Genomic DNA, 17,281 nt, shown 5'->3' on the forward strand with positions numbered 1-17,281 from the left:
TAGCCAAAATTCATAATTATACAGCGATATACACTCAATAAACTAAAGTAAGGCTTCTGCCCTCTAATGTTTATCTTGCTTCAAACTCTATTTGAACTGCTGTATAATCTCCATTCATCTCTGGGATTCGGTATCCAGCTTTCATCAATGCGCTTCCTGTATACGTTTCGCTGGTTCCAACTACCGTATAGACTTGATCTGGTTCTAATCCTTGCAACTTAATATTCACAATAGGTGCATTACATTCTGGCTTCAATAACACATATTGAAGAAGCATCTTCTCTTTATTCTCTGAAACAAATTGCCATGCCATATAACGTTCTTCATGATATGGATCTGTGATACGATAATAATCCCCATAATTAATGGTATTGTAATGCTTTTTGTATTGCTCAACTTGTTCCTTCACCATTTCTTTTTCACTACTTGTCATCTTGTTAACATCAAGCTCGTAGCCAAACGTTCCTGACATTGCAACAATACCTCTTGTATTCAAAGGTGTAATACGTCCTGTCTGATGATTAGGAACTGCAGAAACATGCGCTCCCATTGAAGAGATTGGATAGCAGAAGCTAGTTCCATACTGAATCTTAAGTCGATCAATCGCATCCGTATTATCAGACGTCCAGATCTGAGGAGTATAATATAACATTCCAGCATCAAATCTACCACCACCGCCAGAGCATCCCTCGAATAGGACATCTTGATACTTGCTTATTAATCGTTCTAGAAGCTCATAAAGTCCAAGAACATATCGGTGATATACTTCTCCTTGGGATTCTTTATCTAATCCTAAGGAATACACATTAGTTAAGTGACGGTTCATATCCCATTTGATATATTCAATATTGGCTTCCTCTAATATCTTCGAGATACAATCATACAAATAATCCCTAACATCCTTCCTTGTCATGTCTAGGACATATTGATATCTGCTTCTATTTCCTTTTCTTGTTGGTGTTCTTAAACACCATTCTGGATGCTCACGATAAAGTTCACTGTCTTCATTTATCATCTCTGGTTCAAACCATATTCCAAACTTCATGCCACATTGATTGACATCCTCAACCAACTTCTTAAGTCCACCACTTATCTTATCTGTATTAACAAACCAATCGCCAAGTCCTGAATAATCATCATTACGGACACCAAACCATCCATCATCCATAACTAGCATCTCTATTCCTAATGAACTTGCTTCTCTGGCTATACTTACTAATTTTTCTGATGTAAAATCAAAGTACGTTGCTTCCCAATTATTGATTAATATTGGTCTTCTTGCTTTTTTATACTTTCCACGACATACGTGATTCTGAATCACTTTATGATACTTTCTCGACAATTCTCCAAGTCCATGCTCACTATATGCCATAATAACTTCTGGTGCTATGAATTCTTCATCTGCTTGCAAACGATAAGAAAATCCCGTATCATTAATACCCATAACAAATCTAGTCTGATTAAATTGATCAAGTTCTACAGTTGCCTTAAAATTCCCACTATATACAAAGGAGAATCCATAACACTCTCCATAAACCTCATTTGCATTACTATCACATAAGATTACAAATGGATTCTGTTGATGGCTAGAACACCCTCGAACACTATCAACGGTAGTCTTCCCATGACGAACTTTGGTACGTTCTAGCTGTCTTTCAAAAGTATGCTTTCCATAGAATGTAATATAATCAAAGTCAGAACGGTTCGCAAAATCCAGACAAACAGATAACGCCCTATCCAACCAGATTGCATTACTGCCACCATTCTTTACCTTCACACTTCTTGTAATCACATCATATTCATAAAAAACAGAATATGATAACGTCACTTCTAGGTTGGTTACCCTATCCCTTAAGCATATCTCAAGAGTCTCCACTTCTTCCTCTGATCCGTAAGCTGCTGGAAGACCTTCTAATAGCTTCTTTCCTTTATAAATAGTATGATTCTCATACTTTAACTCAATATCATAACTACCATCCTCATTTACCACTGAAAGACAACTCTCTCTATAATCACCCATCCCAAATACAGAATACTCCTGTGGTAGAAAATCAAGCGAATATGTCCTATTTTTCCCTACCTCATAAGGATTACTTGAGAATCCACGGTCATTATATTGCAATAAATAACTCATTTCCTGATTCTCAATCTTACTCCCGTAATATAAATGCAATAGATAATCATACTGATCCACCTGCATCTGATAAGTAGAATATTTACTATGTATAGTAAATATTCTGGATTTCTCATTATATAAAATCGCCATAGCATTCTCCTTTTGTTTATGCTTTGTTAGAACAAAGTGTCAAAAGCCTTTCTCAGTCTATATTGTGTATATCGATGTATCATTATTAATTTAGGCGTAGTCCGGCTGAAAGTAACGTTTATATTTTGTCAAGACTCAAAGTAAAAATAGGAACGCGAGTGAGTATTTTTGCTTGCCATGAGGCTTGTAAAAAATATGTTACTTGAAGAAAAGGTAGCCAAAATTCATAATGATACAGCGAGATACACTCAATACACTAAATAAGGCTTTGTCCCCTCTAAACAAAAATACCTATCCTTTTTTACATCGAAAAAATGGATAGGTATTTATAAAGTTTCATTATTCTAGACTTGTGGATTCCCTTTTAATCAAAGAAACTGGTAGCATAATTTTTGATGGTACAATTGCATTTTCTGCACTTTTAATTAAGCTACCAATGGCTTCATAAGCCATTTCTTTAACTGGTTGATGGATTGTTGTTATCGTTGGTGATGTTAATGTTGCGACATTAACATCATCAAATCCAACTAATTTTATATCGTCAGGTATTGATTTTCCCACACGCTTTGCAACTTGAATTACTTGAGCAGCAATTACGTCACTACTAGCGAAGATTCCATCTACCTCAGGTTTTTCTTTTAAAACCTTTTCTATAAAATTACGATAATCCATCTTATAATAATCATCTTCTAAACATTGTATTTCCTGATGTCTAACGCCCTCTTTTTGACAAACATGTATAAAACCATTGCAACGTTCATCGGCAGGCATTTTCTCATTTTCGATACCAGAAAAATGTAGAAGATTCTTGCATCCACATTCTATCAAATGAGTAGCAGCTAATACACCACCTTGAAAGTTATCACACTCTATACTAGTCGTTCCAACATCAACATTACGCTCATAGCTGACCACAGGAATATTAAGTGAGATAAATTTTCCAATATCCACATTACTAGAACATAGCATAATACCTGCTACTCGATTTGATTGAAACATTTCTAAATAATCTATTTCTTTTTCGAATTCTGAGTGAGAATTACAAAGCATAATCCTATAATTTTGCTTTGACGCAGCACGCTCGAGATATTCAATTAGCTTTGCAAAATAAGGATGTTCAATATGAGGCACAATTACACCTAAAATATTACTTTTTTGCTTTGATAGTGACCTTGCAATTTCATTCGGCTGATAATTAAGCTCTTTCATTGCTTTATATACTTTTTCTCTTGTTTCCTCACTAATGTATCCACGATTGTTTAACACTCTAGAGACCGTAGTAACTGTAACTCCTGATTTTGCTGCTACATCTTTTAACGTTGCCATCTAATTCCTCATTTCTAATCCAAAAATATTAATCTTATTTATTTGATTTTCCTGCTTATATTGAATGCTATAATGATCTGGATTCTCATAAATTGGTAGCTCAAACACTATATATATTATACCGTTTTTTGCCGTTAATTCAACTATTCCATGATCAATAATAAGATTTAAATTCTCCCACTCAAAGTGGTAAGGAATTAAAATGTCTTGCTCCATACTGTGAATTAGTTTATTATCTAAATCAATTTGTATTTCATTGGAGCCAATTAGAATCTTAAAGTTGTTCGTTCCGCCTTCCGTAAGTAATATCTCTATTTCTAACGGGTGACCGTCACTATATATACTCTCCGTATATACTGTTACATTTTCTTCTTCTCTTTTTCTAGTCACATCTACCGAATACTTAAGTACCTTTGCACATTCATATTCAGCACATGGTCTATGTTGTAACAACAATCCTTCTGTTGTATCAATTAGCTTTAATTCTCTTGGAATTCCCATGGCCCCTGTATAAAGTCGATTGACAAATTTAGTTCGTAACCATGGAATTGTAATTACTCGATTATTTACCCCTGATATCGTTTGTGCAGCATATGGTAGAGAATTAGAATATCCTAACTTTCTTTCTTCTACTTGATGAAAGGTATACCCATCAAACTCACCAATATAGTAATAACCATCTGCACACCAGAACACCCAATGTTTCTCATTCTCCTTACCATCCACTTCTAACTCGAATAGGTCAGGGCATTCAAAGGCTTTTTCCAAACGAAGTCTTTGTGTGATGGCGTAATGCTCCATATCTTTACTTCTTAATATGGCAAATTCATCTTCTTTCAGCCATAGCACCATAATGTAAGCTTTAGATAGTTCATGCCAGAATACTTTTGGATCACGGTTTTCTTTCTCAATTGTTCCAATTCTAGCCTTATTATACTTGATTAGATGCTTACCACCATCCATACTATATGCAATGCCTTGCGTAAATTCTTTACCTTTCGACCAAGGTGTGGAATCTCCAGCAGCTGAATAATAATAGATAATTGCCTCTTTGTTAAGTCCAAGTAGTTCCTTCTCGTTACGAATTCCACATCCGGAGAACATCATACCATGCTCATCTGGCCATAATACTGTATCTTGCATTGTCCAATGTAATAAATCAACACTCGTTGCATGTCCCCAGCTCATATTATCCCATTCTACATCAAACGGATTATATTGGAAGTATAAATGATACACCCCGTTATGATATACCAAACCATTCGGATCATTAATCCATCCCGTTTGTGCTGTAAAGTGAATCTCTGGTCGTTCTTCTTCTAAATTAACGGGTGCAGTTTCTCTATTTTGGATTCCATCCAAAAACTTGTCACTAGCATCACCAATAATATCAATGGTATCGCCTATTAAATGTTCAACATTAATTGATGCATAATAATCATAGTTGATATCATCTTCTGAACTTTTGACAATTGGTATCTGAAACTCAAATTGCTTTTGTTCTTTGGCATATATCTCTACCAATGTTTTCTCTCCACCTAATTTTATTGGAATCCATAAATAAGGTTTTGTAATTTGTAATTGATATTTCATACCAATCCCTCACTTATCCTTAAGATTTAACTGCACCTGCTACTACACCGCTAATAATGTATTTTTGTAAGAATAAATATAATATTAAGATAGGTGCCACCGTTAATACTAATGCTGCCATAATTGTTCCTAAGTCTGCTGAATAAGTTCCATAGAACTTATAGGTAGAAAGAGGTAGTGTTAATAGATCCTCTGTCGACAATACTAAGGAAGGTAAAAGGAAGTCATTCCAGAACGCTAATACATTAAGAATAACTAACGTAGCTGTTGTTGGTTTTAATAATGGGAAAATAATCTTAAAAAATGTCTGTGTTTTAGTACAACCATCTAGGTATGCAGCTTCTTCCAATGTAATTGGAATATTTGATTTTATAAATCCGTGATATATAAATACTGACATACTAATTGCAAATCCAACATGCATAAATATTAAGGTTGTTCTATGGTTTAATAATCCTAATTTTGCTCCATAAATTGATACCAATGGAACCATGATAGCTTGAAATGGAATGATCATAGAAGCAATCATTAAGGCAAAGAATACCTTAGATATCTTATTATTGATTCTTACGAAATAATAAGATGTCATTGCCGCTAATAATACAACCAAAAGTGTTGCACTAACTGTGATAAATAAGGAGTTTGAAAACGCCTTCATAAAATCCATTTTTTCATAAGCTTTTTGAAAATTTTCAAGATTCAGTCCATTCTCACTCAATAATTTTAAAGGAGAAGTTATAATTTCTCTCTTCATTTTAAAGGAGTTAATTAAGATTAAAGCAAATGGAAACATATAGATAAGAAATACTGCTATCAAAACTACAAAGATACATATTTTTTTGATTTTGCCTTTAAAGCCACCAATACTGTTATCTGACATTATGCCTCCACCTCTTTTCTTTTACCAACATAGATTTGAATACCACTAATGATTGCAACCATTAGGAATAAAATAAGTGCTTCTGCTTGACCTACACCGTATTGTCTTGATGTAAATGCTTTATTATATACGTGCATTGCTGCCATAATAGTTGTTCCGTAAGGTTCTCCACCTGTCAATGATAGGTTAAGATCATATACCATGAAACATCTAGATAATGTTAAGAAGATACAGATTACAAAAGAAGGAACCATTAATGGAACAGTGATACTCTTTAATTTTTGAAATCCTGTCGCACCGTCAATACTTGCTGCTTCTAGTACATCAGTTGAGATTCCTGAAAATCCAGCAATATAGATTAACATCATATATCCACTTGTTTGCCAAACAGATACGATTACCATTGCCCAAAAAGCTTTGTTTGGATCTGCTAAAAAGGATCTTGATAAAAATTCAATTCCTGCTTCATGTCCTAAGTTAACCAATACTCTAGAAAATACAAATTGCCATATGAATCCTAGAATAACACCACCAATTAAATTTGGTGTAAAGAATCCAGTACGAAAGAAACTAACGCCTTTCAACTTACTTGTTAAGATAAATGCTAAGAAAAATGCCACAACATTAACAAGAGTTACACTAAAAACAACATATTTTAACGTAAGTAATAATGACTTCCAAAACTCAGCATCTTTAAAAACTTCAATATAATTCGCAGCTCCAACTATTGATGTATTGGTAGAAATACCGTCCCAATCGGTGAATGTTAAGTATAGACCATATAAAAACGGAATGATAACCACTGCAGCAAAGACAAACAATCCAGGTAGTGCAAAGATCGTAAATGTTTTGATGCCTTCTTTTTTATCTTTAATTCCCACGACTTATCTTCCTTTCCCTTTTAACTAGAGAGTGGGGAGTTGCTTTTTATTCACTTTTTACTTGTGAATCTACTTAACAACAATCCCCACTCGTCAATGTTTCTATCTAGAAATATTTAGACACGCTCATTTACTAAACATTATTTTTGAGCTGCCCAGTAACTATCAATTGCTTTTGCTAATTCTTCTTTTGTTGATTGTCCAGCTAGATATTTTTGCATTTCTGCTCCAAGTACAGACCAGTGATCTCCTGGTACGATAGCTGATGCAGTGAATATTCCATCTTTGCCCATAGCATCTTTGATTGATTTTCCTAATGGATCTGATGGTGCATTTGGATTATTCTTAGCTACTGGAATAATGGAGCAATCATCTACTAAAGCTTTTTGTCCTTGTTCATCATATACAAGGTAGTTTAAGAAATCTTTTGCAGCTTGAACTTGTTCAGGTGTAGCTTTTTCTTTATCAATCATTACTTGTTTTGATGGACTTGCTTGAATCTTAGTATTTGCAAAATCACTTGTGTCATTTCCTAATACATAAGGAATAAATCCATATTCATTTTTATCTCCGCCAGCTTCTTTAATGTTTGGCCAAGCCCATGAACCATTAAACCAGAATGCTGCGTCTCCATCAGCTAAGAAAATAGGATCTTGTTCATAAGTTGCTGCTAATGGATCTGGATTATTAATATTGTTTTCTTTTAATAAATCAAATGTTTTAATAAATTCATCAAAACGTTTATTATCAGCAATAGACTCACCAGCTTTTAACTTATCAATGTAAGCTTGTGCTCCAGCATTATCCCCAGTTTGAGTTTCATAAACATATTGTAATTGGTGAGCACCTAATGACCAGTCTTCTTTTGAAATAACAATTGGATACTTCATTCCTTTTGCTTTTAATTTATCAAAAATAGCTTTTAAGGAATCATAAGAATTAATTGTTGATGGATCAAAATCTTTTCCTAATGTTTTTTCAATTGCTGTCTTATTGTAGATAATACCTCTTCCTTCAATACATAATGGGAAACTATAGATTTTTCCATTAACATCTGTAGTCATGCCATTCATTTCCTGAACCCATTTTTCACTAGATAAATCAGTTGCTTTTTCTTCTGCAATTGCTTTAACATCTGTTGTATCAAGAATTGCTAGTGTTGGTGGGTTACCTGCACTGTACATTGTTGAAATTTTTTGAAATGGGGATTCCCCTGCCCCACATGCAATAACTTCAATTGATACGCCTGTCTTTTCTTTGTATTTCTCAGCGATTGCTTCAAGTCCCTCTTGAATCTCACCTTTTGAATTTAACATTGTGATTTCCACAGATTTTTTGGATGATGAATCTTTGGAATCACTTGTTGATTTTTTATTGCTACATCCAACTAATGAACTAGCAATCATTGTTCCAACTAAAAGTACAGAAACCGCTTTTTTGATCTTTCTCATAATAAATCCTCCTATTATAACTTAAATTCATAAAGCAAACATCTCACCTAGGTAATATGTTTCGGTTGTTTGTTATATATGTATATTACCATAGGTTATTTTATATGTCAATCGGTTGATATACATTTTTTATATTTTTTTGATGTATTTATTCGTTTTTATATACACATTTTATAATATATCAAGTTAAAACGCCATATTTCTGCGCCATATTATGTTCATAATGATTAGTTTCGATACCTGTTACAGAGTTTTTTGTACTCTTGTCTATATTAATCGTATAACACAAATAAGTAAAAATAATTCATTATATTGGACTATTTAGACAAATTAGTAATTCTTCATGCTTATTTTTTTTACACATTATATTATTTATTACAATATATGACTTTATAATTTATGTCCACCGGAATACATATTGTAATCAATATACACAATTTATGTAGAGAATGAATTTGACACCCTAATCCTATAACTGAACAAAGAGTTTGCAATGCAAACTTTCGCGTTTGTGTGCATCCTGCATAGAGTGCTATTTAATTCATAGAAAATTCGAAGAAGTTTCCTCTGAATTAAAAAAGGCTGGGCATAGTAGCCCAGCTATATTATTCTTGATTTCTTATTCTTTCAACCAAGGATTCTTTCCGTATATTTCTGCTTAATAGGAACGACAATACCATTTGCATAACTAACAGAAGCACTACCATAATAAATATCTCTATGCATGGGAAATGATAGATGTGAAGTCCCATCCATCCATGACTTCTTCCATATTGAAAGACCCCATATCCTGCTGGAATTCCAACCATTATTGCTATCAGTACTGTTCCGAAGGTAAAAATAATTCCTTCCATTTGTAGCATATAGTTTAATTGCTTATTGGTCATTCCAATCGCCTGAAGAACCCCAAATTCCCTTTTTCTTGTAATAATGCCCATAATTATTGTATTCGCCATATTCATAAAACCAATGACTCCAATAATTAGTAGGATCGCGTAACAAGCCAGTTGTAGAATTTCTGTACCTAATCTAGACATACTCAATACATCCTGATATGACTGAATCTCGATATGTTCAAGATTTCTTAACAATTCCTCTAATTCCTTTTTAACTTTGATGATTTGATTTTTCTTACAATCCACCCATATATAACCCACATTATTATGTTCTAGCCCTAGCTTCTCACATGTTTTATCGGTAATCGCCCAATCCGTATCACAGTTACCAAAAGAACCTAGTAATTCGCCTTCAAAACTTACAGTATCTTTTGCATCATAGAATTCAGCCATAATCTTTTGATTCAATTTAAATCCATAATCCTCAATAAAATAAGACCACCCAAAGATAATAGCATCTTTCTTTACTGCAGTATCATAATCTAGATTTCCTTTTCCATTCTCTCCTTCTCCTAGGTGTTCAAATCCTTCATTGTCTAGTACCAAAACGGAATTTAACTTTTTACCAATTCTCATTGTGAGAATATTTCTTGTTCTTACACTCGTCACTCCTTCCAGTGACTGTATGTCTTGAATCAGTTGTGAATCGAGTGGGTTTTTCTTAAGAATTGCATCTAGATTATTCTCAGGATAAGCTTTATCATCAAGCGAGTAATCCAGATTAATCATAAACTGTCCATATTCTACACTCTGTCTTGCATCGTATTCATTATCAATATTTCCAACCAAATTTGCGATTACAACAAATAACACACAGGAAAGTCCCATGGTACAAACGGTCATAATTGTTCTTTTCTTGTTCATTGAAAGCGAAGCAAAAATCATCTCCTTGACACCCATTGTATGATAGCCTTTTCTTATACTTGCTTTTTTTGAATTCTTCTCCTGATAGCGCATTGCTTCAACTGGAGATATCTTTGACACAATTCTCATTGGCTTACGTAGAGCTAGCCAGACCGTAATAAATGAAACCATGGCCACTAGCACTAATAATGGGATAGATATAATAGATATCTCGACTGTTTTGATACTTGAAGTTCTCACTTCTTCTGCATGATGGAACATCCACTTAACCCCGAGGTTCGCAACAATGCTTCCTCCAATTAGTCCGATCGGTATTCCAATGACCGCTAATGTCATGCCCTCCCGCATAACAACGGCTCGAAGTTGCTTTTTGGTTGCACCAATCGCCTTAATCTTTCCATATTCCTGAATCTTCTGCGTTATGCCAACCTGAAATATATTATATATAACGATCACCGAAAAAAGAACAATGCAAGCCGCAATAATTAGACCACCACATATCGTTTCTGTTCCAGGATCTAATGACAATATCAGATAATAGTTGTTCGTAATTACTTGATTTTCTGCAATTCCACATTTATCTGCAAGCTTCTTTAATACATCTTCTGCATTATCACTAGTAACCCTAACGGACTGATTCAAGCGAAAGTATACCGAATAGTATCGTTTCTCTTTTGGTACCTGACTCTCATAATATTCTTTTGATACATAGACTTGATATCCTTTTTGCTCCACATTACTTTTTGAATCTTTTAAGATTCCACAGATTACAAAAGTATGATTGCTATACTTACTACTATTATTAGCACGACAGGATAACGTTATTTTCTCACCAACTTTTGGGTCATTATAACCTATACTTTTGTAAAAAGCCTTCTGAGCAATAATATCGTTTGCCTCTTTTGGGAAAGCCCCCTTTTCTAGGTTTTGATTTAGATTTGCCAGTTTTCTTACAGTATCGTCTAACCAATACATTTTTACGTTATTATCACTTTTTACAATGCCTGCGTATGCGATCTTCCCAATATCTGAGAATTCGTTTCTTAGTGTCATCTCGTGAATCTGATTCTCTGTGATATTGGCATAGGTCCCATAATAACTCCCATATATGGCTCCTGCATTTTTATGATTATATGCAATCGAACTATAGCAAATTAATGCAATTACTGTTAACAGCATCGTGGATAGTAGAATTGTGATGATTATCAAGATGCTTCTTGTCTTATTATTCTTATCATTACTAATTGCAAGATTGGTGATACTTTTCATGACTACTCTACCACCCTTCCATCCTCAATGATAATGGTTCGATCTGCAATCTGTGCAATGTCAGCATCATGGGTGATCATAACTAAGGTCTGCCCGTACTTCTGTGTAGACATTTTAAGTAATGCAATCACTTCATCACTTGTCTTGGAATCTAGATTACCAGTTGGTTCATCTGCAAGAATAATATCTGGCTTTGAAGCCAACGCCCTTGCAATTGCTACTCTCTGCTGCTGGCCTCCGGATAATGTATTCGGAAGATTATGAAGCTTACTTTCTAATCCAAGCGTGGCAATAATATCACGGATAAATGCTTCATCCATCTCTTTACCATCCAAACCAAGTGGCAAAACAATATTCTCCCATACGTTAATTGAGGAAACCAAATTATAGGATTGAAAGATAAATCCTATTCTTCTCCTTCGAAACACTGCTAATTTATCTTCTTTCAGCTGAAATAAATCTTGATCTCTTAAATATACTTTTCCCTCTGTTGGAAGATCAAGTCCTCCTAACATATGCAAAAGAGTACTTTTTCCAGATCCCGACTTTCCAATAATCGCAACAAACTCTCCCTGCATGATTGATAAATTTACGTTATTTACTGCTTTTACAAGGTTATCTCCTTTTCCATATATCTTACTTAGATTTTCTGTTCGAATTATATTCTTCATATCATCCACTCCCATTATTTTAAAATTTTTATTAGGATTCGACTCTATCCTTTTATAGTAATAGGATACCGTGGGAATCTTTCAATTTGCTTTCATTATGGCAAAAAAGCCTTACAAAACTGTAAGACTTTTACCGGGTCTTTTATTTATATGGTAGTTGAATGATAAACTTAGATCCTTTTTTATTTAGCCCAGGTTCTACTCGAATAGTTCCATGATGTCTACTGATGATCTCTCTTGTTAGGTATAACCCAATACCAGATCCTGACTCTTTTCTAATCTGCGCTGAATTACCACGATAAAACCGTTGAAAGATCTGATTGTACTCTTCTTGCGGTATTCCAATCCCTTCATCACAGATTTCTACTCGTAGAAAGGTAACCATTTTTATCATTGAAAGTATAATCTTCTTATTTTGATTGCTATACTTAATCGCATTTTCCAACAAATTTATGAAAGCTTCACAAAGCCATTTCTTATCATGTGGAATGCCTATTCCCTTTAACTCTTCTTTGGCTTCAAACTCAATCTCAATATGTTTTTCCTTTGCTTTTTCATACACACGATTAATAGCCTCCAACATGGTATCAAAAAGGCATTGATTTACAAGTTGAATCTCTATCATTCCTGCTTCCATTCTTGAAATATTAATAAGTGCACCTAATAGATTCTCAATTCCAAGAATCTGTACATTGCACCTTTGGGTAAATTCAATTCTCTCTTCTGCTGATAGATCTTGCTGTAGTATTTCAAAGCTTGTCTTTAATGCTGCCACAGGAGTCTTTAACTGATGAGAGATATCGGATACTAATTCTTTGGTAGATTCCTTTTCCTTACTTTCACGTTCATTTAGAAGTTTTAAAGTGTCCCCTAGAGAACAGATTTCTTCATATAGGTTTTTCAATTCTTCATTCTGAAAGGGAGGCTCTATATAAGATTTTTGCTCCACCACTCCACGCTTATAATCTTCTATTAATGCCTCCACGGTTCGTAACTCATTTAACGTTTTCTTTCGATTCGTAACCTTCAATGCATATATAATTCCAAATAATATGATAACAAATAGAAAGGACATACCAACAATTATTATTTCTTGCACCTGAAATCTACGGTACAGTTCATTATCCCCTGATAGCTTATAACCATATTTATCAAGAATTTCTTTTCCTTGTGTTGTATTGGTTATCTGTCCCTTTTTTAGTATATCCGACGCTTTCATTAATCCATCTTTATCATTCATCATTTTACAGATAATAAGAATCTTATCCTGATAGTTATCATACTGTATTTTCAATATACTGATATCAAACAAGAGTATTAATAACAATAAGCCTGCAACCTGTTTTATTAAACGTAAGTACTTGTTGTTTCCGTTTTTTTTCCTCATTCCTTCACGCAATCCTTGTCCCATACATATCCGATTCCTCTGACATTTTTAATAATTTCTGGGTTTGCAGGGTCTCTCTCTACTTTTTCTCGTAGTCTTCTAACATTTACAGCAATGGTATTCTCATCCACATAATTTTCATCAATATCAAATAGTCTTTCTAGTAATTGTTTCTTGGATAAGATTTGTTTTGGATGTTCCATAAAGATCTGAAGCATTCGCCATTCATTCTTTGTAAGTGAAATTGTTTCTTCACCCATATAGACTTTCATACTTAACAGTGAAAATGTTATACCCGCTGATTTTATGATCTTCACATTCTCTTTACTCAGTTTCTTGAAATACGCTTGTACCTTTAATGATAGAACAGATAAGCTAAATGGTTTCGTAATATAATCATCAGCACCTGCTTCATATCCCATGACCTGATCTATCTCCTGATCCAATGCCGTAAGGCAAATGATATGTACTGTACTCCGCTTTCTGACACTCCTTATAAAGTCCAAGCCATTTCCATCCTGTAATGTAATATCACATATGATAAGTTGAATCTCATTATCATGAAACACCTTCTCTGCTTGACGCATATCAAAACAAGAGAAAACTTGATAACCTTCTTTTCCAAGGGTAAATGATATACCACGATTGACACTTTCTTCATCCTCTAGAAGTAATATATTTTTACTCATAAACTTGTTACCACCTCACTATTATTTTGCGAGATACTTTTGAAGACCATCTAACAAAGTAGGTACCCAGACAGTATAATGATCTTTTCTTTCGTATACTTTATAAGTCACATTCAGTCCATCGTATCCTCTTTTTTTAACCCGCTTAACAAAGTTTTTAATTGGTGTCTGAAAATAATATCCGTCTTCTGTTCCACCAACTGCAAGATAAACATTTGCATTCAATATTTTCGTTCTGTTCCAATATAATTCTTCATAATCAGGCAGCGGAATGCCACCTGTTGATTCTCGAAGCGTTGGACTCGCCAATATATAATTTTTAAATACATCTTTTGTAACCCCGTCACTTTGTAACAAACTATAGATCATAAAAAATCCACCATAGGAAGCACCACAAAATGTTCTGTCCTTGGAATCAATCTTATATTTACTTTCTACATACGGTATTATGCCCTTTACAATCATATTTAGAAAATTATCCGGTTTATGTAATAAATCTCGCTTTCGAAACGCATCGAAATCATAATTATCAGGATAACCGATGCCAACTAATATAAATTCCTTTGTTTTTCCTGATTGATAGAGCTCTTTGATTGCTCCATAGTTCTGGCGACACCAATAACTATCCGTCAAATAGACTACAGGATATGTAATGTTCTCATCGTAGTCATCAGGCAGACATATATCTATTACAACCGCGCCTTGAATGTTATTAGGATATACAATGGTTTGAGTCCAAAGATCTCGTTGTTCTGTTTCTCCAATCTTTAACTTTATGTCAGAGGTGTTTTCGCTTTCTTTATTGTTTTCACTTTCAGTATTACTTTCGTTTTTTGAGTTACTTTTGTTTTTGGTATTACTTTCGCTTTTAATATTACTTTGGCTTTTGGCATTCTCTGAATTTACTTGTTTCTCCTCCTTTTGCTTATTATTCTTATGGGAACAACTTTCTGTCATTACTACTATGCACATTAGCAATCCCAAAGCTAACCACGTTGTAATACGTTTTCTTGCTGTTTTAGTTCTGGATATGACAAATACACCTACTATAAATGTTACTAGTAATAAAAATACAATTAATAATATTACGACTTTCATTCACAAGCCCCTTTCGTATTCAATTCTGAATCAGTTCCATTTATCTCCTTGTTAATATTTGTAATACCATTATATTGCTTTATCTATATAGTTACAATAACCTTTCTTTTAATTTCAAAAGGGTAACACGCATTAATGCAAAACAATAAGTCCACATCAGCAACATCTTCCCTTCACGCTTGTAACTAGAACTTCTTATACATACTCAATGAAACATGAGTTTTTCTGTTTTGCGCAAATTGCCTAGACTACTTCCTAAACAGATCATTTGTCGGGCAACTCATCCTATATATTAAAAAAACCTGCAAACATATAGCTTGCAGGATATCTTAATATTTTCTCTTATCATGTTCTGATTAGATATCAAACTCTATCACAAATGCCTTTATATAGCTTTGATATTCTTCCACTAGCTTCAAGTTACCACCATGTTTTTTCACAATACTTTTGCTAATGGCAAGCCCCATTCCACTTCCTCCTTTGGAACTACGTGACTCATCACCACAAGCAAAGGCATCAAATAACGTATCTTTTAGCTTATCAGGAATTGGAACTCCGTTGTCTGCTACTACTATTAATAGCTTTTCTACCTTTTTATTCATCTCTCTTTCAATCCGTACGAGCAAAGTACTTCCTAGCTGATTATGGACACAAGCATTCATTAATAGGTTCGCAATCGCTCGACTATACTCAATCTTATCGATTGGATACAAAATCTCTTCCTCTGGAATGTCAACCTCTAACAGAATCCCGTGTTCTTCTATTATCTCGTATTGGGAAGCCAAGATTTCACGCGTTAATCGACAGATATCCATTGGTTCACGCCTGAGCTCATACATTTCAGTTTCTAACTTCGAATAATGGAACATTGTATTAATTAGTTCAGATGTTCGCTTTGACTTTTCATATATGATTTCCACTAACTGTGACTGCTTTTCAGGTTCCAATTTTTTCTCTGTTAGAGCTCTAGAGAATCCAAGAATGGAGGTAATAGGAGTCTTAAGGTCATGAGTAATATTTGCAAAGACCACATTTCGTTCTTCTATTTGGCGGTGCATCTCCGCTCGAATTCTTTTACTAATTGCTTTTGTGAACAAATATGCAACCAAAATAAATACCAGAATGCTAATCACAATATATGCAACGAATAATATCTGACCGATTCTATCATTCTGTTCATAGTGCGGAAAAAGGAAGTCGTCAAATACACTGTCAATCATTGATTCTATTATAGATAATATAAATGCATAGATAATAAAAGCTTTAGAAATATCTTTTTTTAATTGCTTCATAAACCTTCCCTACCTAACCTTTTTCCATACGATATCCAAGGCCTCTTATCGTCTTAATCCTATCTTCTCCAACCTTATCTCTTAGGCGACTTATAATAACACGTATTGTGTTATCATCAACAACATAAGAGTCTTCCCATCCAGTTTCGTAGATCTGCTCTTTGGTAAATACTCTTCCTGGATTCTCCATGAACATTTTAAGCACCAAATATTCTACTTTTGTTAACGTAGTTACCTCTTCACCAAGAGTAATCTGACACTCCTCAAGACTCAGAATAATATCTCCTACTCTTAACTCATGTGCTAACTTGTCAGGTGTTTGCATGTTCTTCCTTCTTCTAAGTCTAGCTCGAACTCTGGCTGCTACTTCAAGTGGTTCAAATGGCTTGGTAATATAATCATCAGCGCCCAAATCAAGCCCTAGGATTCTATCCTGTAATTCGCCTCGTGCGGTAAGAAACATAATGGGTATCTCCTTACCACCTGGAATTAGTCTTTGTACCTTTTTCACTAGTTCATAACCATTCATACGTGGCATCATAATATCAACCAGTGCCAAATCAATTTCGTATTTTTTAAATACCTCGTAACCCATCTCCCCATCATAAGCTTCATAGATCTTCACTTCATCTTGCTCTAAATATAGCCTTAACAGATCAATGATTTCTTTTTCATCATCAACAATTAACACATGATACATAACATTCTCCTCATCTCA

At 34.2% G+C, this 17,281-nt stretch carries 13 protein-coding genes; all 13 read right to left on the minus strand.

Features of this window, described 5'->3' with window-relative positions; all coding sequences use genetic code 11:
- Window positions 1-70: 70 nt before the first annotated feature.
- Window positions 71-2,266 (minus strand): alpha-galactosidase, encoded by a 2,196-nt coding sequence (locus bsdtb5_RS19920; RefSeq protein ID WP_271713701.1) that lies wholly within the window; start codon window positions 2,264-2,266, stop codon window positions 71-73.
- Window positions 2,267-2,605: 339 nt separating this feature from the next.
- A complete protein-coding gene (locus bsdtb5_RS19925; RefSeq protein ID WP_271713702.1) occupies window positions 2,606-3,592 on the minus strand; it encodes a LacI family DNA-binding transcriptional regulator in 987 nt (328 codons plus the stop codon).
- Entirely contained in the window at window positions 3,593-5,185 is a 1,593-nt protein-coding gene (locus tag bsdtb5_RS19930; RefSeq protein ID WP_271713703.1) for a glycoside hydrolase family 32 protein, read from the minus strand. It lies immediately after the preceding gene.
- Window positions 5,186-5,204: 19 nt separating this feature from the next.
- Entirely contained in the window at window positions 5,205-6,065 is an 861-nt protein-coding gene (locus bsdtb5_RS19935; RefSeq protein WP_271713704.1) for a carbohydrate ABC transporter permease, read from the minus strand.
- Window positions 6,065-6,940, minus strand: a complete 876-nt coding sequence (locus bsdtb5_RS19940) for a carbohydrate ABC transporter permease (protein WP_271716151.1) — start codon at window positions 6,938-6,940, stop codon at window positions 6,065-6,067. The genes bsdtb5_RS19935 and bsdtb5_RS19940 overlap by 1 nt, the downstream gene beginning before the upstream one ends.
- Window positions 6,941-7,086: 146 nt before the next feature.
- A complete protein-coding gene (locus tag bsdtb5_RS19945) occupies window positions 7,087-8,397 on the minus strand; it encodes an ABC transporter substrate-binding protein (RefSeq protein WP_271713705.1) in 1,311 nt (436 codons plus the stop codon).
- Between the two features lie 605 nt (window positions 8,398-9,002).
- On the minus strand, window positions 9,003-11,426 hold the full coding sequence (locus bsdtb5_RS19950) for an ABC transporter permease (RefSeq protein WP_271713706.1): 2,424 nt from the start codon (window positions 11,424-11,426) through the stop codon (window positions 9,003-9,005).
- A gap of 2 nt (window positions 11,427-11,428) precedes the next feature.
- The gene (locus bsdtb5_RS19955; protein ID WP_271713707.1) at window positions 11,429-12,097 is read right to left on the minus strand and encodes an ABC transporter ATP-binding protein; all 669 of its coding nucleotides are present in this window, start codon (window positions 12,095-12,097) and stop codon (window positions 11,429-11,431) included.
- A gap of 142 nt (window positions 12,098-12,239) precedes the next feature.
- Window positions 12,240-13,508, minus strand: coding sequence for a sensor histidine kinase (locus bsdtb5_RS19960; protein WP_271713708.1), 1,269 nt, complete (start codon window positions 13,506-13,508; stop codon window positions 12,240-12,242).
- On the minus strand, window positions 13,481-14,173 hold the full coding sequence (locus bsdtb5_RS19965; protein ID WP_271713709.1) for a response regulator transcription factor: 693 nt from the start codon (window positions 14,171-14,173) through the stop codon (window positions 13,481-13,483). Before bsdtb5_RS19965 ends, bsdtb5_RS19960 begins: the two co-directional genes overlap by 28 nt.
- Window positions 14,174-14,194: 21 nt before the next feature.
- A complete protein-coding gene (locus bsdtb5_RS19970; protein WP_271713710.1) occupies window positions 14,195-15,271 on the minus strand; it encodes an alpha/beta hydrolase in 1,077 nt (358 codons plus the stop codon).
- A gap of 356 nt (window positions 15,272-15,627) precedes the next feature.
- Window positions 15,628-16,563 carry a sensor histidine kinase gene (locus tag bsdtb5_RS19975; protein ID WP_271713711.1) on the minus strand — a complete coding sequence of 312 codons (936 nt, stop codon included), beginning with the start codon at window positions 16,561-16,563 and terminating at the stop codon, window positions 15,628-15,630.
- 13 nt (window positions 16,564-16,576) lie between these two features.
- On the minus strand, window positions 16,577-17,263 hold the full coding sequence (locus bsdtb5_RS19980) for a response regulator transcription factor (protein WP_271713712.1): 687 nt from the start codon (window positions 17,261-17,263) through the stop codon (window positions 16,577-16,579).
- Window positions 17,264-17,281 lie beyond the last annotated feature (18 nt).

The sequence above is a fragment of the Anaeromicropila herbilytica genome, from assembly GCF_016591975.1.
GTDB lineage: Bacteria > Bacillota > Clostridia > Lachnospirales > Lachnospiraceae > Anaeromicropila > Anaeromicropila herbilytica.